At 68.4% G+C, this 19,813-nt stretch carries 14 protein-coding genes; 4 read left to right on the forward strand and 10 right to left on the reverse strand.

Annotated elements, in window-relative coordinates:
- Window positions 1–277 precede the first annotated feature (277 nt).
- From M2351_RS22330 to M2351_RS22345, 4 genes are all read right to left on the reverse strand, one after another.
- Window positions 278–3,460 carry an efflux RND transporter permease subunit gene (locus M2351_RS22330; protein ID WP_264658252.1) on the reverse strand — a complete coding sequence of 1,061 codons (3,183 nt, stop codon included), beginning with the start codon at window positions 3,458–3,460 and terminating at the stop codon, window positions 278–280.
- 12 nt (window positions 3,461–3,472) lie between these two features.
- Window positions 3,473–4,660, reverse strand: coding sequence for an efflux RND transporter periplasmic adaptor subunit (locus M2351_RS22335; RefSeq protein WP_264658253.1), 1,188 nt, complete (start codon window positions 4,658–4,660; stop codon window positions 3,473–3,475).
- A 302-nt stretch (window positions 4,661–4,962) separates the two neighbouring features.
- A complete protein-coding gene (locus M2351_RS22340) occupies window positions 4,963–5,286 on the reverse strand; it encodes a hypothetical protein (RefSeq protein ID WP_264658254.1) in 324 nt (107 codons plus the stop codon).
- Between the two features lie 331 nt (window positions 5,287–5,617).
- Window positions 5,618–6,328 carry a hypothetical protein gene (locus M2351_RS22345; protein ID WP_264658255.1) on the reverse strand — a complete coding sequence of 237 codons (711 nt, stop codon included), beginning with the start codon at window positions 6,326–6,328 and terminating at the stop codon, window positions 5,618–5,620.
- A 308-nt stretch (window positions 6,329–6,636) separates the two neighbouring features.
- Between M2351_RS22345 and M2351_RS22350 the strand changes: the two genes are divergently transcribed.
- Window positions 6,637–7,569 carry a LysR family transcriptional regulator gene (locus M2351_RS22350; protein ID WP_264658256.1) on the forward strand — a complete coding sequence of 311 codons (933 nt, stop codon included), beginning with the start codon at window positions 6,637–6,639 and terminating at the stop codon, window positions 7,567–7,569.
- 6 nt (window positions 7,570–7,575) lie between these two features.
- Here the strand turns inward: M2351_RS22350 and M2351_RS22355 are convergent, their stop codons facing one another.
- The 3 genes from M2351_RS22355 to M2351_RS22365 all read right to left on the reverse strand — a co-directional run bounded on the left by M2351_RS22355 (window position 7,576) and on the right by M2351_RS22365 (window position 11,100).
- Entirely contained in the window at window positions 7,576–9,567 is a 1,992-nt protein-coding gene (locus tag M2351_RS22355; RefSeq protein WP_264658257.1) for a methyl-accepting chemotaxis protein, read from the reverse strand.
- A gap of 61 nt (window positions 9,568–9,628) precedes the next feature.
- Window positions 9,629–9,967, reverse strand: a complete 339-nt coding sequence (locus M2351_RS22360) for a cupredoxin domain-containing protein (protein ID WP_264658258.1) — start codon at window positions 9,965–9,967, stop codon at window positions 9,629–9,631.
- Between the two features lie 47 nt (window positions 9,968–10,014).
- Entirely contained in the window at window positions 10,015–11,100 is a 1,086-nt protein-coding gene (locus M2351_RS22365) for a cytochrome-c peroxidase (protein ID WP_264658259.1), read from the reverse strand.
- A 479-nt stretch (window positions 11,101–11,579) separates the two neighbouring features.
- Between M2351_RS22365 and M2351_RS22370 the strand changes: the two genes are divergently transcribed.
- From M2351_RS22370 to M2351_RS22380, 3 genes are read left to right on the forward strand one after another with little or no spacing between them, the layout of a single operon-like run.
- A complete protein-coding gene (locus M2351_RS22370; RefSeq protein WP_264658260.1) occupies window positions 11,580–12,326 on the forward strand; it encodes a TetR/AcrR family transcriptional regulator in 747 nt (248 codons plus the stop codon).
- Window positions 12,316–13,560 (forward strand): efflux RND transporter periplasmic adaptor subunit, encoded by a 1,245-nt coding sequence (locus M2351_RS22375; protein WP_264658261.1) that lies wholly within the window; start codon window positions 12,316–12,318, stop codon window positions 13,558–13,560. The genes M2351_RS22370 and M2351_RS22375 overlap by 11 nt, the downstream gene beginning before the upstream one ends.
- Before the next feature lie 13 nt (window positions 13,561–13,573).
- The gene (locus M2351_RS22380) at window positions 13,574–16,651 is read left to right on the forward strand and encodes a MexW/MexI family multidrug efflux RND transporter permease subunit (RefSeq protein WP_264658262.1); all 3,078 of its coding nucleotides are present in this window, start codon (window positions 13,574–13,576) and stop codon (window positions 16,649–16,651) included.
- A 24-nt stretch (window positions 16,652–16,675) separates the two neighbouring features.
- On the opposite strand, the gene M2351_RS22385 is transcribed toward M2351_RS22380, so the two are convergent.
- The 3 genes from M2351_RS22385 to M2351_RS22395 all read right to left on the reverse strand — a co-directional run bounded on the left by M2351_RS22385 (window position 16,676) and on the right by M2351_RS22395 (window position 19,766).
- The gene (locus tag M2351_RS22385) at window positions 16,676–17,287 is read right to left on the reverse strand and encodes a hypothetical protein (protein ID WP_264658263.1); all 612 of its coding nucleotides are present in this window, start codon (window positions 17,285–17,287) and stop codon (window positions 16,676–16,678) included.
- 100 nt (window positions 17,288–17,387) lie between these two features.
- Complete coding sequence (locus M2351_RS22390; protein ID WP_264658264.1) at window positions 17,388–18,278, reverse strand: AEC family transporter; 891 nt, start codon at window positions 18,276–18,278, stop codon at window positions 17,388–17,390.
- 639 nt (window positions 18,279–18,917) lie between these two features.
- Window positions 18,918–19,766, reverse strand: a complete 849-nt coding sequence (locus M2351_RS22395) for a hypothetical protein (protein WP_264658265.1) — start codon at window positions 19,764–19,766, stop codon at window positions 18,918–18,920.
- Between the last annotated feature and the right edge of the window lie 47 nt (window positions 19,767–19,813).

Raw genomic sequence — 19,813 nt, forward strand, 5'->3', positions numbered from 1 at the left:
ATTCGCCACACAGGCCCGGAGGACCCGGGGAGTGTGACAAGGAGGTCCCGGCATTCCGGCCCGCATCACCGGACGTCGTGGACTTTCCCTGTCAGGCTCCCCGTGCCCTCCGTGCCTGTGTGGCGAACGCTTCTGTGGCGAAGGGTTCTTGGGAATTCACCACCAAGACACCAAGGCACCAAGCTCCTTTCGGCTTTCTCATCGGTTCCGGTCTGCGTTCCAGGCCGGCGCGCCGCGCCTTGGTGTCTTGGTGCCTTGGTGGTGAAAATCCAGTTCCTTACGAGTGCGCCGCCACGGCGTCGCCCTCCACCCGCGGCGCGGCCGGTTCCTTGCCGGCGCCGACGAGGCGGCGGAGCAGGACGTAGAAGACCGGGGTCAGCAGCAGGCCGAAGACGGTCACGCCGATCATTCCGGCAAACACCGCCACACCCATGGCGTGCCGCATCTCCGCGCCGGCGCCGGTGGAGGTGACCAGCGGCACCACGCCCATGATGAAGGCGATCGACGTCATCAGGATCGGGCGGAGGCGCAGCCGGCTCGCCTCGATGGCCGCCTGGACGACCGTGCGGCCCTGCTGTTCCAGTTCGCGGGCGAACTCCACGATCAGGATCGCGTTCTTCGCCGACAGGCCGACCAGAACCATGAAGCCGATCTGCGTGAAGATGTTGTTGTCGCCGCCGGTCAGCCACACGCCGAACAGCGCGGACATCAGGCTCATCGGCACGATCAGCAGGATCGCCAGCGGCAGCGTCAGGCTCTCGTACTGCGCGGCCAGCACCAGGAAGACCAGCAGCACGCTGATCGGGAAGACCAGCAGCCCCGCGTTGGCCGCCAGGATCTTCTGGTAGGTCAGGTCGGTCCACTCGAACTTGATGCCGCGCGGCAGGGTCTCCGCCGCGATGCGCTCCGCCGCCGCCTCGGCCTGGCCCGACGAGAAGCCGGGCGCCGGCCCACCGTTGATGTCGGCCGCGGTGTAGCCGTTGTAGCGCACCACCATCTCCGGCCCGTAGCTCTGGCTGACGGTCAGCAGCGAGGACAGCGGCACCATGGCGCCCTGGTTGTTGCGCGTCTTCAGCAACCCGATGTCGTCGGCCTGGGCGCGGAACGGGGCGTCCGCCTGCACCCGCACCTGGTAGACGCGGCCGAAGGTGTTGAAGTCGTTCACGTAGAGCGAGCCGAGGTAGATCTGCATGGTGTCGAAGACGTCGCGCACCGGCACGCCCAGCTGCTTGGCCTTCACGCGGTCGAGGTCGACGTCGAGCTGCGGCACGTTGATCTGGTAGCTAGAGAAGCTCGGCCCCAGCTCCGGCGTCTGCGCCGCCTTCTTCACGAAGTCGCCCACCGCCTTGTTCAGCGCCTCGTAGCCGAGCGAACCGCGGTCCTCGATCTGCATCTTGAAGCCGCCCAGCGTGCCCAGGCCCATGACCGGCGGCGGCGGGAAGATCGCCACGAAGGCCTCCTTCAGGCCGGCGTAGCGCTTCTGCAGGTCGGCGGCGATGGCGTTGGCCGACAGGCTGGGGTCCTTGCGCTCATCGAAGGGCTTCAGCGTCACGAAGACGATGCCGGCGCTGGAGCTGTTGGTGAAGCCGTTGACCGACAGGCCGGGGAAGGCCACCGCGCTCTCCACGCCCGGGCGCTTCAGCGCGATGTCGGTCATGTCGCGGATCACCTGCTCCGTCCGGTCGAGCGAGGCGCCGTTGGGCAGCTGCGCGAAGCTGACCAGATACTCCTTGTCCTGCGGCGGCACGAAGCCCGCGGGAACCGTCCGGCCCAGCATCACCGTCGCCCCGATCAGCACGAGGTACAGCATCATCATCGAGCCCTTGTGGCGGATGACGCCGCCGACGCCGCGCCCGTAGCTCTCCGACCCGCGGTGGAAGACGTGGTTGAAGACGCGGAAGAAGCCGCCGAACACCGTGTTCATCGCGCGGGTCAGCCAGTCCTGCGGCTGGTGGTGGCTGCGCAGCAGCACCGCCGACAGGGCCGGCGAGAGGGTCAGCGAGTTGAAGGCGGAGATGACGGTGGAGATCGCGATGGTCATCGCGAACTGCTTGTAGAACTCGCCGGTCAGGCCGGTCATGAAGGCCAGCGGGACGAAGACGGCGACCAGGGTCAAGGCGATGGCGATGATCGGGCCGCTGACCTCCCGCATGGCCTTGTAGGTGGCCTCCTTGGCGGACAGGCCGGCCTCGATGTTGCGCTCCACGTTCTCCACCACGACGATGGCGTCGTCCACGACGATGCCGATCGCCAGCACCATGCCGAACAGCGACAAGGCGTTGATCGAGAAGCCGAAGGCGAGCAGCAGGGAGAAGGTGCCGACGATGGACACCGGCACGGCCAGCAACGGGATGATCGACGCGCGCCAGGTCTGGAGGAAGACGATGACCACCAGAACGACCAGCGCGATGGCCTCCAGCAGCGTGTGGATCACCGCCTCGATGCTGGAGCGCACGAACTTCGTCGGGTCGTAGACGATGGAGTAGTCGACGCCGTCCGGCATGTCGGCCTTCAGCTCGGCCATGGTCTTGCGGACGTTGTCGGCGATGTTCAGCGCGTTGGCGCCCGGCGACTGGTTGATGGCCAGCGCAACCGCCGGCTGGTTGTCGAGCAGCGAGCGCAGGCCGTACTGGGCGGCGGCCAGCTCCACCCGCGCCACGTCGCGCAGTTGGGTGACGGCGCCGTCCGCGCCGGTCTTCAGGATGATGTCGCCGAACTCGTCGACCGTCTTCAGCCGGCCGCGCGCGTTGATCGACAGCTGCAATGGCACGTTGGCCTGCGTCGGCGACGCGCCGATGACGCCGGCGGCGACCTGGACGTTCTGTTCGCGGATGGCGGCGACCACGTCGCCGGCGGTCAGGCCGCGCTGGGCGACCTGCTGCGGGTCGAGCCACACGCGCATGGCGTAGTCGCCCGAACCCCACAGCTGCACCTCGCCCACGCCCTGGATGCGCGACAGCCGGTCCTTGACGTTCAGCAGCGCGTAGTTGCGCAGATACGTCATGTCGTAGCGGTCGTTGGGCGAGCGCAGATGCACGACCATGGTCAGCGTGGGGGAGCTTTTGACCGTGGTGACGCCCAGCCGCTGCACGTCCTCGGGCAGGCGGGGCAGCGCCTGCGCGACGCGGTTCTGCACCAGCTGCTGCGCCTTGTCCGGGTCGACGCCCAGCCGGAAGGTAACGGTCAGTGCCATGTTGCCGTCGCTGTTCGCCTGGGACTGCATGTACAGCATGTCCTCGACGCCGTTGATCTGCTCCTCCAGGGGAGAGGCGACGGTCTCGGCGATGACCTTGGGGTTGGCGCCCGGATACTGGGCGCGCACCACCACAGACGGCGGCACGACCTCCGGATATTCGGAGATCGGCAGTTGGAACAGCGAGATGGCGCCGGCCAGGAACAGGATCACCGACAAAACGCCGGCGAAGATCGGCCGGTCGATGAAGAATTTGGAGATGTTCATCGGGGTGGGGCCTTATTGGGCCGAGGCCGTCGTGACCTTGAGCGGCGCCGGATTGTCGCCCATGGCGACCATGTGCAGCTGGACCGGCGTGCCGGGGCGGGCGTGCTGGATGCCGTTGACGATGACCCGGTCTTCCGCCGACAGGCCGCGGTTGACGACGCGCAGGCCCTCGCGCAGGGGGCCGAGGCCGACCTCGCGGTACTCCACGCGGCTTTCCGCGTTGACGACCAGCACGAACTTCTTGTCCTGGTCGGTGCCGATGGCCCGCTCGTCCACCAGAAGCGCGTCGCGCGGCACGGTGCTGCCGACCTTCACGCGGGCGTACAGGCCAGGGACCAGCATGCCGTCGGCGTTGTCGAACTTCGCCCGCACCCGGATGGTGCCGGAGGTGACGTCGAGCCGGTTGTCCACATGCTCAATCGTGCCGTCGCGGGAATAGCCGCTCTCGTTGGCGAGGCCGAGCTGGACCGGGATGTTGTTGGAATCCCGCGCCGGGGCGATGTGGCGCAGGTAGGTCTGCTCGTCCACGTCGAAGGAGGCGTACATGGGGGAGACTGACACCAGCGTGGTCAGCGGCGCGGAGGCGGCCCCCGCGGCGACCACGTTGCCGACGGTGATCTCCGCCCGCGATACGCGGCCGGCCACCGGGGCGGTGACCTGCGTGTAGCCCAGGTTGATCTGCGCCATGTCCAGGGCCGCTTGCGCGACCTTCAGGTTGGCGGCGGCCTCGCGGGCGTCGTTTTCCTTCTGGTCCATGGACTGGCGGGAGATGGTGCTGTCCTTCACCAGACGCTGCGCGCGGTCCAGGTCGGCGGCGGTGAAGCGCACGCGCGCCTGCGCGGCGGCCACCTGCGCGTCGGCGCGGGCGACCTCCGCCTGATAGGGACGCGGGTCGATGGTGAAGAGGACGTCGCCCTTCTTCACGAGCGCGCCGTTGCGGAAATGCACGGCGGTGATGGAGCCGGACACCTGCGGGCGGACGTCGACGCGGTCGACGGCCTCCAGGCGGCCGGAATAGCCCTGCCAGTCGGTCACCTTACGGGCGACGACCGGTGCCACGTCCACCTCCGGGGGCGGCGGAACCGCCGCGGCGGCCGGGGCATCGGCGTGGCCCTGGAAGCTGGGGGCGACGCTGGCGACGGCGACCGCCGAGACACCGGTCACCAGGAGGACGGCAAGCTTGGTGCGGAAAAGAGGCATGATGTCTGACGCTCTCTTGGGATCCGGGGTTGCGGGGGGCGTGTGAACAGAAAGGAAGGCGGCGCGACTGGCTGTCTAACCCTCTCCCCCCTGGGGAGAGGGTGGCCCGAAGGGCCGGTGAGGGGGTCCCGCGGTTCCGGTACGCCCGGCAAAAGCGCAACCCCCCTCACCCTAACCCTCTCCCCGCTTTCGGCGGACCAAAGGTCCGCCTGTCGCGTCAGCGCAAACTTCGTTTGCGCGTGAGCAGGGGGGAGAGGGGACATCGAACGCAGCCGACACGCCGTCCTCGATGAGCGGCGCCGTTACTTCGTGCGCTCCGCCTGCTGGGTCGGCGTGTCGACCGGCACGAGCTTCAGGCCGAGGCGGCCACGGGCGAAGTTCAGGTAGGTGAGGGCCTTGGACTGCTGGCCGGCCTCCCAGTACCATTCGGCCGAGGCCAAGCTGGTGTTGACGATGCCGCGGTCGGTGGAGGACGGCACCTTGTTGCGCGCCTCCTCCATCAGGGACGGGAAGGCCTGGTCGAGGCTGAGGGTGGCCGTCTGCGACGAGGTGGTCTGCGACGAGGCCGCGGCGGACAGGATGAGGGCGATGCCGCCGAAGATGGCGGCCACGAGAGCCTTGTTCATGATCAATGCCTATAAGGTCGTCAGCCGGCCTTCGCGGGATCGGAAGGCGGCGGGGTTTGTTCAAAACGTCAATGGTGGATCGCACCGGGCGCGGCGCACCGCTCAGCGGGCCGCGGAACCTCCAGCGCAACACACCCCGCAACACACAGGGCCATCAGCAGACAGGGCCGTAAAGACCAGCGCGATACGGGTCTTCATAGCGTGCTCCGGATTCTCGAAGGTCACCGCCGGGGCCGCTGCCGTGTCGGCTTCGCGTTTGGAGGCGGTGCGTCTGAAAAGAACCTACGCCGACTGCATGAATTTGAGAAATTGATAGTTTATATGGGCGATATCACGACGCTGAATAACGTAGATCCAGCGCGGCGGGCAGGTCCCACAAGGCCGCCGATCCGGTGCCCGAGGCGAGCGTGACGAGGATATGGTCCACGCCGTCCCGCAGCAGCGCGGCAACGCGGTCCTCCAGCCCCGGCCCGTCCGGCAGCATCTGGATGAAGGGCTTGGCCCCGGCCACCCGGCGCCATTCGGTCAGCAGGGTCGGGACGCAGGCCAGCCGGGCGCGGTCGTAGGCCCAGGCTTCCGCCTGTTCCGCGATCCACTCCAGGCTTTCGTGGCAGGACCCCTGGATCACCACCGGCGTGTCCGTCTTCCTGGTGACCGCGTGCACCTTGCGCATGACTGCCGCCCCGATCCGCCGGCAGGCGCGCGAGGTCAGCCGCACCGACTCCGGTGGCTCGGTGAAGCGCACCGCGACCATCATCCGGCCGGCCAGCCCGGCCGGTTCCGGCAGGGCGACGTCGATGTCCGGCGAGAAGCCGACCTCGACGCAGGCGACGACGGGGATCACGCGGGTGGCTTCCGCCACCGAGGCCAATGCGTCCGGCGGCACCCAGAGGGCGCCGAACCCGGCCTCCTCCGCGCGGCGGGCGAGCGGGGCCACGTCCGGCGCGTTCGGGGAGCACAGGCCAAGGCCGAGCGTCGGTCCTGCCGAAAAGGGGCATTCCGCGCCCTCCCGCACCGTCCGCTCCTGATCCCCGCGCGCCATGTCGGTCACCTCCGGTCCTTGATCCTGCCCACACACTTAGTGCGGGTTGGGCCATATGTGAAATTGATATGCCGTATTCGGCTCATTCGCCCGCTGAATGTGTTCAGAACGCTGCCCTGAAGCCTCGTGCGCACAGAAAAATGCCGCCGGTGGGGGCGTCCGGCGGCGGAGGAGTGGAGAAGCATCGAAGGATTGTTCGGGAGTTGCGGGCCCCAGGGTCGAACCACTGCAGCATCCGCGATGGGTGTAACGTACGCCGCGCGAATGGATTGTTGAAATCAATATATCGTATTGGCATTATTTCCGTCATGAATTTGGCTGGCGTCGACCTGAACCTGCTGCTGGTGTTCGACGCGGTGATGACGGAACGCAACGTCACCCGCGCCGCCAACCGCCTGGGCATGACCCAACCGGCGGTGAGCAACGCGCTGAACCGCCTGCGCCTGACCGTGAAGGACGAACTGTTCCTGCGCGGCCCCGACGGCATGCGCCCGACCCCGCGCGCGCTGGAACTGGCGCTGCCGATCCGGGAGAGCCTGCAACGGCTGGAGCAGGCGCTCGATCCGCAGGATTTCAACCCGTCGACGACCGCGCGCGTCTTCCGCGCCGGCATGGCCGAGCATTTCTCGGCCTTGATGCTGCAGAAAATCATTGAGCGGATGCGCCGGGAGGCGCCGAACGCCAAGTTGCACACCCTGCCGCTGACGCGGTTGAACGTGACGGAGCGGCTGGACAGCGGCGACGTGGACGTGGTCTTCGCCGGCCGCCTGGACCTGGAGGAGACCTACGGGCGCCAGCAACTCTACCAGGACCGCTTCCTGGTCGCCATGCGCCGCGACCACCCGCTGGCCGACCAGCCGCTGACGCTGGAAGCCTTCTGCGCGGCCGAGCACATGCTGATCACGCTGACCGGCGACACCCATTCCCCGGTCGACGACGCGCTGCACCGTGTGGGCTGCCACCGCAACGTCGTCGTCACAGTGAACCAGTTCCTGGTCGCCTTCGGCATTGCCGGTCAGGCCGACCTGCTGCTGACCGGACCGGGCACGATGCTGCGCCGCTACCAGGACACCTACGGCCTCGTGCTGAAGGAGCTGCCGGTGCCGGTGCCGATGGCGCCGATGCAGATCATCTGGCACGCCGGCCTCGGCAATCACCCGGCCATCGACTGGTTTCGCGCTATGGTGGGGGAGCTGTGCACCGATAGCTGCTGCCAGGACGCCAAAGGAAAGTGTAGCTGATCCGCCTCACGCCGCGTGGTCGATGGGCGCCAGGGTCGCGACCAGCCGCTCGAACGCGGTGATGTAGGCCGACATGGTCGGCGCACCGGCGTCGAACTTCAGGTGGACCGCATCGTCGGTGACGTTGCGCACGACGAACGGCAACTCGACGCCCAGCCGCTCCAGCGCGACCTTGCCGGCGTCGCCGGCCGCCAAGTCCGTCAGTCCCGTGACCATCGCGCCGCCGGCGGACAGGTTCCGCACGGTGGCGCCCTGGCGGTGTCCGTTGGCGGTCACGGCGCAGGCCACGTCGACCCGATAGCGCGGCTTGCTGCGGCGGTTCGCCTCGCTGGTGGAGGTGCGGACGACGCGGACGAGCAGGTTGCGCAGGTTCTCAATGCTGCTGGCCATCTCGGCCGATCCGGAGCGGACGTGGCCGGCCTGCTGGCCGGTCAGGTCGGCGTCCTGGGACACGGCGGCGATGCGGGTGGAGACCTCCTGCGCCGCGTGCGAGGTTTCGGCGACGCTCTGGTTGATGTCCTGGGTCGCGGCCGCCTGCTCCTCCATCGCGGCGGCGATGGTGTTGGAGATGCGGTCGATGTCCAGGATGGTGTTGCCGATCTCCTCCACCGAGGCGACGGCGCCGTCGGTCGCGCTCTGGATCTCGGCGATCTGGCGGGAGATCTCCTCCGTCGACCGCGCCGTCTGGTTGGCGAGCCCCTTCACCTCGCTCGCCACGACCGCGAAGCCCTTGCCGGCCTCCCCCGCCCTGGCGGCCTCGATCGTCGCGTTCAGGGCCAGCAGGTTCGTCTGGCCGGCGATGGACTGGATCAGCGTGACCACCTCGCCGATGCGGCCGACCGACTCGGACAGCGACTTAATGGTCTCCCGCGCGCGGGCGCCGGTTTCCACCGCCCGCTGGGTCACCGCGCGGGAATGCCCGACCTGGGCGGAGATCTCGCCGATGGAGGCGGCCAGCCGGTCGGTCGCGACGGCAACGGTCTGGGCGTTCGCCAGCGCCTGATCGGCCGCCGCGGCCACGCTCTGCGCGTTGCTGCTGACACGGGTGGCGGAGCCGGTCATGGTCTCCGCGTCCGTCTGCATGGCGCCGGTGTGGGCGGCCACCTGCGCCACGGCCTGGGTGGTCTCGCGCTCCACCGTTTCCGCCATGTCCCGCAGGGCTTTCTGCCGCTCCTCCTCCGCCCGGCGCGCCAGCGTGGCCTCGCGCTCCCGCTGGTCGAGCAGGCTGCGCCGCATCTGTTCCAGCGAGCCGAGCAGGTGGCCCAGCTCGTCCGACCGGCGGCTGACGCTCCGCTGCGACAGGTCGCCGCCGGCGATGGTGCGGGCGAGCGACACCGCCTCGCCCAGCGCGCGCAGGATGTCGCGGGACAGCAGCACCGCCAGCGTGATGCCCAGCAAAATGGCGCAGAAGCCGACAGCCATGGTCAGGGTGCGGGCCATGGCGATCTGGGCCCGGCCCGTCTCCACGAACTCGAAGCCGTAGGCCTTGGCGTCCTCCACGCTGATGTCGATCTTGTCGCGGATGGCGGCGGCGAGGGCATCGACCTCCGCCTTGCGCGGGCGCGGCGCCTTGGACGACGACGCCATTGATGACGACGCGGGTGCGAACAGCGGGGCGACGCGGGCGTCCCAGCCCTTCAGCAGTTCCACCACGCCGTCCGTCCCCGCCCGCATGGCGGCGGTGGGCGCGCGGCTGGCCGCGATGCCCAGGTCGTCCGACAGGGTGGAGCGCGCGGTGTCGTAGCCTGTGCGCACCTCCTCCGTCACCGCACCGTCGGTGGCCATGGCCAGGGCGACGAGCCGCTGCATGTCGCTGAAATCGCTCTGCGCGGAGCGGGCGGCGTCGCTGGTCTGCAGCACGTTGTCGTACATCACGACGGCCAGCTGGCCGGTCGTCACGACGTTGTACAGCGCGTACAGGCCGGCGATGCCGGACAGCCCGAGAAGGGCGGCGAATCCCCCGTACAGCTTCGCCCGGATGCTGTGATGCGCGAACATGCCCGCCCCCGACGTTCCCTCGCCGCTCACGACCGTCCCCGTATCTTTGATTACCGTGCTTTTAATTTCCGACGTGGATGCGCAGCTTCATGCCCGGATGGATGGCACACTGCACGTCCACGTCCCCGGGGGCCGAGAACGTCACGTCAGAGGATTCGCCCGGCTTCTGCGTCTTCACGTCGAAGGCGTTGCCCGACGATTGCGAATAGACGTTGTGGGTGATCGGGTCCTTGTTCGCGAAGGTGACCGTGTCGCCCTTGCGGATGGTCAGCTCCGGCGTCGAGAACTTCTTGCCGGCCTGTTCGACCACGACGGTCTCGGCGTGGCTGGGCGCGGCGGAGCCCGCCAGGACGGCCAGCGCCAGGAGGAGTGTGGCGGTTCCGTGGGTAAGCGTGCGCATGGGTTTGGGCTTTCCGATGGATGGGGCCGGCGGGGCGGCCGAATTGGTCAAAGGCCCGGCGATTGCGCCGGCATGGCGAGCGTCGGCACCGGAACGGGCTCCGCGTCGCCGGTCAGGGTCAGCATGAAGGCGACGAGGTCGGCCTTCTCCTGCGCGGTCAGGGTCAGCGGCTTCATTTCCTCCGCCAGGCTCGGCCGCGGCGTGCCGCCCTTCGCGTAATGCTCCACCACCGCCTTCAGGTCGGCGAGCGAGCCGTCGTGCATGTAGGGCGCGCGGCGCGCCACGTCGCGCAGGGTCGGCGTCTTGAAGGCGTGCTGCATGGACGGCAGCGGCAGCTGCCGGCCGCGGCCGATGTCCTCGTCCGGCAGGCCGATGTCGTGGAAGCCGTGGTCGGTGAAGTTCCAGCCGCCGTGGCAGGCCTGGCAGTTAGCCTTGCCATTGAACAGCGCAAAGCCACGCTTGGCGGAATCGCCGATGGCCGACTCATCGCCGGCGATCCAGCGGTCGAAGGGAGCCGGGCCGGAGACGACGGTCCGCTCGTAGGTCGCGATGGCCTTGGCGATGGTGGCGAGCGTGATGCCCTCCCCGGGGTAGGCCATGTCGAAGGCCGTGCGGTAGCCGTCGATCGCCGCCAGCTTCGGCACCAGGGCATCCAGCTTCTGGTTCATCTCCATGTCGGATTCGACCGGACCCAGCGCCTGGTCCTCCAGGCTGGTCTTGCGGCCGTCCCACATCAGCAGGTCCGCCCAGGCGAGGTTCAGGATGGTCGGCGTCCGCCGGCCCAGCGTGCCGCCGGCGCCGTGCCCCTTGCCCAGCCCGTCGCCCCAGGAGAGCGCCGGGTTGTGGCAAGTGGCGCAGGACAGCGTGTTGTTGCCGGACAGGCGCGGATCGAAATAGAGCTGCTGGCCGAGCCGCAGCTTCTCCACGGAGAAGGGGTTGTCGGCGGGGAAAGGAACCGCGGCCGGCCGGCGATACTCCTTTTTAAGCGCTTCCAGCGACTTGGCCAGGGAGTCGGCCAGGGAGTTGGGAGCATCCGGCGCGGGCGCCTCGCCGGACCGGGCCGGGGCGGCGGCGACCACGGCCACGGCCGCCGTCAGAAGGAGTCCGAAGACGCTGTTCCACAGGAATCGCATGAGTTTCTCCGTCCTGCTGCCGACGCTGGGGCACGCCGCGGCTCCATGGGTGCTCGCCCCGGTTCGGTCCACCCGAACCCGGTTCCATTCCCGAAGCTTTCCATTGGACATCCGAAGCGTGCCCGAAGTCCCCGGCCGCAACTTCACCCGTCTACAAATTATGGCATCAGCAAACAAACGAACGCTTCTTAAGAAGGCGTCGTTTCCCGTGATCTATTTCCATTGATATACATCGACTCGACCGGAAGTCGTCGTCTGAAAACACATACGCAATTGCGGCCGAAAGTCGCACAGAGTGTTTGTGCACTTATATTCACGGGGATAAACTTCTCTGTTCTCTTCACAATTCCGGATACGACGCAAAGTCCGTGCACGAATGGCGCCCATGGCCGTGGCGAACGCCTGGACAGGATGTCCAACCCGTGATAGCGATGCGCCTCAGAAGTGAGTTAGCACTCACTGATAAGGCAGAGGTTGGATTGGGACGTCTAGGCAACCGGGAACGGCGCGCGGCGATCATCGACGCGGTCCTTCCCCTATTCGCGCGCAAGGGCTTCGCGGGCACCACGACGAAGGAGATCGCCCAGGCCGCCGGCGTGTCGGAAGCGCTGATCTTCAAGCACTTCCCCAGCAAGGCGGCGCTGTACGAGGCGATCTTCCTGTCCTGCGTGGACGGTGACGAGGAATTGGCGCGGCTTCTCGCCATGGAGCCCGGCACGGCGGCCTTGGTCGCCTATGTCCAGGCGATGGTCCGGCATTACGTGTGGGACGTCCCCGCCAACCGCGGCGGCGAACTGCCGCGCAAGCGCCTGTTCATCATGAGCCTGCTGGAGGACGGGGAATTCGCCCGGCTGGCCGGCCATTGGGCGTCGGAGCACCTCTGCCCCTGCTTCGTCGCGTCGTTGCGCGCCGCGCAGGCCGCGGGTGACCTCGTGCCCACGGCGCTGACCGCCACGGCGCCGGAAAACGCCTTCTGGCTGTCGGAAATGCTGGGCTCCATGCTGGCCACCGTCCGCCTGCCGGAAAGCCCGGTGCTGCCGTCGCTGCACGACAACGAGCGGGTGGCCGCCCAGACCATCGCCTTCATTCTGCGCGGCCTCGGCCTGAAAGACGAGGTAATCGCCGCGCACACCTCATCCGCCCTACCCATGGCTGACGTAGAAGCAGCCGACACTGCGGGCAATCGAGAAACGTCCTGTTCGAGAGAGGTCGATCGTGACCACTGAGTCCGAGTACGCCGCCGACGCGCGGCAGCAAGGGGCCGCCCACCAGGGAACCGCCCAACAAGCGACCGCCCACCAAGCGACCGTTGCGCGCCGCCCCGTCACCCGCGGGCGGCTGGCGGTGCGGATCATCATCATGGCCGTGATCCTGGCCCTCCTCTTCGGGGCGCTGTACGGCTTCAACAGCTTCCGCCAGAAGGCCATCGCCGACTTCTTCGCCAGCAACAAGCCGCCGCCCACCCCGGTGTCGGTGGCCGAGGCCAAGTCGCAGTCGGTGCCCAAGTACCTGAACGCCATCGGCACGCTGACCGCCAGCCGGCAGGTCACCGTGGCGCCGGAGGTGGTCGGCCGCGTCACCCAGATCTTCTTCGAATCGGGCGCGCGGGTGAAGGCCGGGGCTCCGCTCGTCCAGCTCAACGACGCGACGGAGCAGGCCGACCTGCTGGCCTACCGCGCCCAGGCGAAGCTGGCCGAGAACAACCTGGAGCGCGCGCGCAACCTGCTGCGCAACCAGGCCGGCCCGCAGGTCACCGTGGACCAGAACCAGGCTCAGCTGGACGAAGCCAACGCCAACATCAAGCGGACGGAATCGCTGATCGCGGAAAAGCTGATCCGCGCGCCCTTCGACGGCGACCTGGGCATCCGGCAGATCAACGTCGGCCAGTATGTCAACGCCGGCGGGGCGGTGGTCACGCTGACCGACCTGTCGAAGCTCTACGTCGACTTCACCCTGCCGGAACAGGCGCTGAGCCAGATCCGGGTGAACCAGGGCGTGCTGGTCGGCGCCGACGCCGCCCCCGGCCAGACCTTCAACGCCGTCATCACCACCATCGAGCCGCAGGTCAGCGCCGACACCCGCGCCATCAAGGTGCAGGCGACGCTGGACAACCCGGACCGCAAGCTTCTGCCGGGCATGTTCGCCAACGTGCGCGTGGTGCAGCCGCCGGCCGCCGACCGCATCGTCGTGCCGGAGACGGCGGTGGACTACACCGTCTACGGCGACAGCGTCTTCGTCGTCACACAGGGCAAGGACCCGGAGGGCAAGGAGACCCACACCGTCAACCGCGTTCCGGTGAAGACCGGCGACCGCTTCGAGAACGGCGTGGAGATCCTGTCTGGCCTGAAGGCCGGCGACCGGGTGGTGTCGTCGGGCCAGCTGAAGCTGAACAACGGGGCCGCCGTGGTGCCGACGGAGGCCAGCGCGCTGGTGCCGCCGCAGACGCTGCCGCGCAACTAACGGGGAACGGGCCATGTCCTTCACCGACATCTTCATCCGCCGCCCGATCCTGGCGCTGGTCGTCAGCCTGCTGATCCTGCTGATCGGCGTCCGCTCGCTGTCGGATCTGCCGATCCGCCAGTATCCGGAGCTGAAGAACACCGTCATCACCATTTCGACCGTCTACGCCGGCGCGTCGCCCGACCTGATGCAGGGCTTCATCACCACGCCCATCGAGCAGGCCGTGGCGACGGCGGAAGGCATCGACTACATCACCTCCTCCTCCACCCAGGGGACGAGCGTGGTCACCGCCTACATCCGGCTGAACTTCGACCCCAACGTCGCGATGACCGACGTCATGTCGAAGGTGCAGCAGGTGAAGTACCAGCTGCCGCGCGAGGCCAACGACCCGGTGATCCTGAAGTCCACCGGCGAGACGACTTCGATCCTCTACATGGGCTTCTCCAGCCCCGAGCTGTCGGGGGCGGCGATCTCCGACTACCTGACGCGCGTGGTGCAGCCGCTGCTGTCGACCGTGTCCGGCGTGGCGGAGGCCAAGATCCTGGGCGGCCAGACCTTTGCCATGCGCGTCTGGCTGGATCCGGAACGGATGGCGGCGCGCAACATCTCGGCCGCCGACGTGCGGGCGGCCATCCAGGCCAACAACTTCCAGTCCGCCCCCGGCCAGACCAAGGGCGTCTTCGTCGTCAGCAACGTCACCACCAACACCGGCCTGACCGACGTGGACCAGTTCCGGCAGATGGTGGTGAAGTCCAAGGACGGCGCGCTGGTCCGCATGAAGGACATCGCCCAGGTCGAGCTGGGCGCGCAGAGCACCGACGCCAGCGTGTCGATGAACGGCCAGCAGGCCATCTTCATCGGCGTGAACTCCACCCCCACCGGCAACCCGCTGAACATCGTCGCCGACATCCGCAAGCTGGTGCCGGAGCTGCAGCGCAACCTGCCGCCGTCCCTGAAGATGGAGATCGTCTACGACTCGACGCGCTTCATCCAGGCCTCCATCGACGAGGTGCAGAAGACGCTGATCGAGGCGGTGGGCATCGTCATCGTGGTGATCTTCCTGTTCCTGGGAAGCTTCCGGTCGGTGCTGATTCCCATCGTGACGATCCCGCTGTCCATCGTGGGTGCGGCGACGATCATGCTGGCCATGGGCTTCAGCCTGAACCTGCTGACCCTGCTCGCCATGGTGCTGGCCATCGGCCTCGTGGTCGACGACGCCATCGTGGTGGTGGAGAACGTCCACCGCCACCTGGAGGAGGGCAAGTCGCCGGTCCAGTCGGCCCTGATCGGCGCGCGGGAGATCGTCGGGCCGGTCATCTCCATGACCATCACGCTGGCCGCGGTCTATGCGCCCATCGGCTTCCTCGGCGGGCTGACCGGCGCCCTGTTCCGCGAATTCGCCTTCACGCTGGCTGGGTCGGTGATCATCTCCGGCATCGTGGCGCTGACGCTCACGCCGATGATGTGCTCCCTCCTGCTGACGCGGGAGATGAGCGAGGGCCGCTTCGCCCGCTTCGTCGACCACACCTTCGAGAGGATCACGGGCTGGTACGGGCGCCGTCTGGCCGGCTCGCTCGACTACCGGGCGGCGACGCTGCTGTTCGGTGTCGGCGTGCTCGCCAGCGTCGGCTTCCTGTTCGCCAACACCATGGCGGAGCTGGCGCCGGAGGAGGACCAGGGCATCTTGTTCGGCATCACCAAGGCGCCGCAATACGCCAACCTGGACTACATCGACACCTATGGGCGCCAGCTGGACGAGGTCTTCACCCACTACCCGGAGACCGACACCCGCTTCGTGCTGAACGGCATGCCGACCCTGACCCAGGGCTTCGCCGGCATGATCCTGAAGCCGTGGGACGAGCGCACGCGCAGCGCCAAGCAGCTCCAGCCGCTGGTCCAGGCGGAGCTTGGCAACGTCAGCGGCACGCAGATCTTCCTGGTGTCGCCGCCGGCCCTGCCGGGCTCCACCGGCGGTCTGCCGGTGCAGCTGGTCATCAACAGCCCCGGCGACTACAAGACCATCTACGACGCGATGGAGCGCATCAAGGCCGCGGCGCGCGACAGCGGCATGTTCATCGTCAGCGACAGCGACCTGCAGTTCAACAGCCCGGTGATCCGGCTGAAGGTTGACCGGTCGAAGGCGGCCGACCTCGGCCTGTCCATGGCTGCTGTCGGCGACACGCTGGCCGTGCTGGTTGGCGGCAACTACGTCAACCGCTTCAACCTGAACGGCCGCTCCTACGAGGTCATCCCGCAGGTCCCGCGCGACAAGCGCCTGACGCCGGAGGCGCTGACGCAATATTACGTCACCGCGTCCAACGGCGCGCAGATCCCGCTGTCCACCGTCGTCTCCATCGAAACGGCGACGGAGCCGAACGCGCTGACCAAGTACAACCAGCTTCCCTCCGCCACCTTCTCCGCCGTGCCGATGCCCGGCGTGACGATGGGCCAGGCCGTGGACTTCCTGGAGCAGAAGGCCCGCGAGATCCTGCCGGCGGGCTTCGGCCACGACTACCTGTCGGAATCGCGGCAGTACGTGACCGAAGGCAACCAGCTGATGATCACCTTCGTCTTCGCGCTGGTGGTCATCTATCTGGTGCTGGCAGCGCAGTTCGAGAGCCTGCGCGATCCGCTGGTGATCCTGATCTCCGTGCCGATGTCGATCTGCGGCGCGCTGCTGCCGCTGTTCTTCGGCCTGTCGACCATGAACATCTACACGCAGGTGGGTCTGGTGACGCTGATCGGCCTGATCAGCAAGCACGGCATCCTGATGGTGGAGTTCGCCCGCGAGATGCAGATCAACGAGCGGGTGGACCGCCGCACGGCCATCGAGCACGCGGCCCGAGTCCGCCTGCGCCCGATCCTGATGACCACGGCGGCCATGGTGGTGGGCCTGCTGCCCCTGCTGACCGCCGCCGGGGCGGGCGCGGCCAGCCGCTTCTCCATCGGCCTGGTGATCGTGTCCGGCATGCTGATCGGCACGCTGTTCACGCTGTTCGTCCTGCCGGCGGTCTACACCGTTCTGGCGAAGGACCACCACGCCGCCGCAACGTCGCGGCGTGCGCAGGAGATCGCGGCAATGTCGCGGTGAGGCCGTTGCGTTGGCAGCCGGGCCTCAGCGCCCGGTCTGCCCCAGCACCCGCGCTGGCGGACGGCCGCGCCGCTGGACCGGACCCAGCGTCCGGATGAAGGGCGGCAGGCTGGAGCTGGACGAGGTCCAGCCCGCTGTCCCCGCCTCGTCGGCCGGCTTGGCCGGATCTTCCACGGGGGCGGCGTCCTCCGCGATGGGAGCGGCGACCGCGGCCGTCCGGAAGCCGCGCAGGATCCAGGACAGCAGCAGTCCTGCCAGCAGGATCCCGACCGGCGGCAGCAGCGCGCCCAGCGCCCAGGGAAGCAGGGCCCGCGCCCCGGCCGGAGCGTGCTCGTCCTGGAAGCGCCGGGTAATCTCCCGAAGCCGCTCCTCCCCAAGGTCGCGCGGGGCGAACAGCGTGGTGCGGTCGTCGAGATCGATCCGGGCGATGACGCCGCGCGCCACGCCGTCCTCCAGCACCCCATCGGTGACGGCAAGCTGCTGGGAAACAAACCCCTCCGCAGCGGCGGAGTAGGCGTAGAGGCCGGAGGCAGCGGGCCGCCCGCCCAGCGCCACGGCGCCATAGCCGCCGACGGCGGCCGCCCACAGCACCGCGGCCACGAGCCAGACCCGCAGCAACCCCTTGTTCCAATTCATATCCGTCTCCCGCCCCGTCCACCGCCTGGATCTCGGCCGCAAATCTACGGAACCGGACCGCCGGGCGGCCAGGGGCAAAAACCGGGCTTCAGCGCCGTGATCACATCACGGCCAGCAACAGCAGCGGCAGCGCCAGGAAGGCCATGGCGGTGGAGCCCAGCACCATGCCCGCGACCTCCTCCGGCGCGTTGTTGTAGCGCAGCGCCCACAGATAGTTGAAGACCGCCACCGGCATGGTGCTTTGCAGCAGGACCACCCCACGGATGGTGCCCTGCAATCCCAGAAGATGAGCGACAGCCAGCCCGGACAGGAAGCCCAGCACGATCCGTAGCGCCGACATGCCCAGTGAGCGCAGAATCCCCTGCATCCGCAGGCCGGCCAGCGCCACGCCCAGCGAGAACAGCATCAGCGGCACGGCGCAGTTGCCCAGCAGGGTCGTGGTGTTGGTCACCCACTGCGGCGGCTGGATGCCGGTCAGCAGGACGACCACCGCCACGGCGACGGCGTAGATCACCGGCGTGCGCAGGACTTGGCCCGCGTCCGTCCGCCCGGCGGCCAGTGCCGGCCCGATGGTGAATTGCAGCACCGCGAGCGCCGCGAAGAACAGCACCGCCAGCCCCAGCCCGGTTTCGCCGAAGGCGAACAGGCACACGGGGATCCCCATGTTGCCGCCGTTCGGGAAGGACAGCGCCGGCAGGTACACGCGCAGCGGCAGCCGGAAGGCCAACAGCAGCGGCGTGGCGAGCAGCCCCGCCAGGAGCATGCAGCCGACCGAGGCCGCGGCCATGGTCAGCAGTTCTTCCCCGCCCAGCGTCAGCCGCACCAGCGAGGAGAAGACGAGGCAGGGCGTCGAGACGTTGATCGCGAAGGTGGTGATGAAGGCACTGTCGTAGGGAAGCTTGGCGCGCTTCCAGCCGTAACCAAGGGCGGCGATGAGGAAGACCGGCACCACGACGGCGGCGATGCCGGATAACGGGGCAAGAAAGTCCATGATCGGGAGGCGTCCGGAACCCGCGCGGGGGCAATGGAAAGGGGAAAGGACGATCCCTTCCCCGGCAGAGCCCCAGTACAGGCAGGAACGCGTCGTGCTTCAACGGAAAACTGCGGCGTTGCGGGAATGTCAGCCCGGCGCACGATTTCCTGTGCGCGTTCGGCGGGCGCCGGCAGGGCCGCCGCCTGTTGCCGCTGGGCAAGCTCCGCCTCCCGCTCCTTTTGGCGGCGGCGGAAGGCGATCTCGCGGGCGCGGAACGCCTGCTCCTGCCGCAGCGTCGTGGCAAGGCGGCGCAGCGCCGCCACCCGCCGCACACCGTCGCCCTGACCGGCGGCACTCCGGAAGTCGCCGACCGTCGGAAAGCGCCGGAACCCCGAGCGGAAGGAGGCCCAGACCCCCTGGAACCCGGCGATCCACAGTTCGGCCGGCCAGGACGCCATCTCCACTATGTCCGCCTCCAGAACGTCGGCGTCCGGCAGGTCCAGGCCGAAGCGGGCCGCCAGCTTTTCGATGCCGGTCAGGACGTTGTCCACACCGATGGCGGGGGCGGCCTCCGACAACGAGGCTTCGACCCGTTCCGCCAGGGCGCCGATCTCCTCCGGCGAGCGCTCGCCGAGTTCGAACCGCAGGTCGGCCCGGTCAAGCCGGGCGAGCGAGACGATCGCGGAGGGCAGCGAGGACATCAGCGTTTCGGCTGGCGTTTCGGCCGGCGCTTCGGGAAGCCAGCCCGTGTCCGGGCTGTTGGGGAAGGGAAGCAGGGCGGCGGTCATTCTGGTCGCTCCGGTTGGTCGGACGGCGGGCAGCAGCGTGAGGGTGGGCGGCGTGAGGGCGAACGGCGGGTGCGCCCTGGGCATCGGTGGGCGTTTCCACCGGGGCAACCAGTTCGCGGGCGACCCAGCGGCGCCAGGCGGTGCTGGGATCGGCCGGGCTGTAGCCGTTGCGGGCGTTGGCCTTGCGGCACCAGGCGACGAACTTGGCGGTCACCGCGGTGGGATCGACATCCGGCCGGATCTCGGCGGCCCAGATCAGGTCGTCGGCGGTCGGTTGCCAGTTGGCGGCCAGCGGTTCGGCAACCGGCGTCCCATTTGCCCGGATCCGCTCCCTCCCTCCCCCCGCCCGGCGGGAGGAGGAGTTTTGAGAAGCTAAGGGATTCTCCGATTCCAGGAGTCCGTCAGCCGGCTGACCGGTCGCGTCGTCCCGCTGACCGCAGGAGTCCGCGGCGCCGGCCAGGGCATAGACCATCCCGCGGAACCCGCGCTTGCGGCGGGCCTCCACCAGCGCCATCTCGGGGGCCTGGAGCTTCGTCAGCACGGCGCTGAGCCACGGACGGCTCTTGCCCAGTTCGGCGGCGAGGTCGTCCTGCACGAGGTCGGTGCAGACGCCGTCGGCGCCTGCACGCGCGTAAAGGCCGGACAGGACCGCGATCTCCGCGGTTCCCACTCCAGACACAGCAATCCAGTGCCGGTACAGGGTCGTGTACGGCTTCATTGAAAATCCCATGATCCAGCAGGTCGGGCACCGCGAAGACAAAGCAG

Origin of the sequence: Azospirillum canadense, from assembly GCF_025961225.1 — a bacterium.
GTDB lineage: Bacteria > Pseudomonadota > Alphaproteobacteria > Azospirillales > Azospirillaceae > Azospirillum > Azospirillum canadense.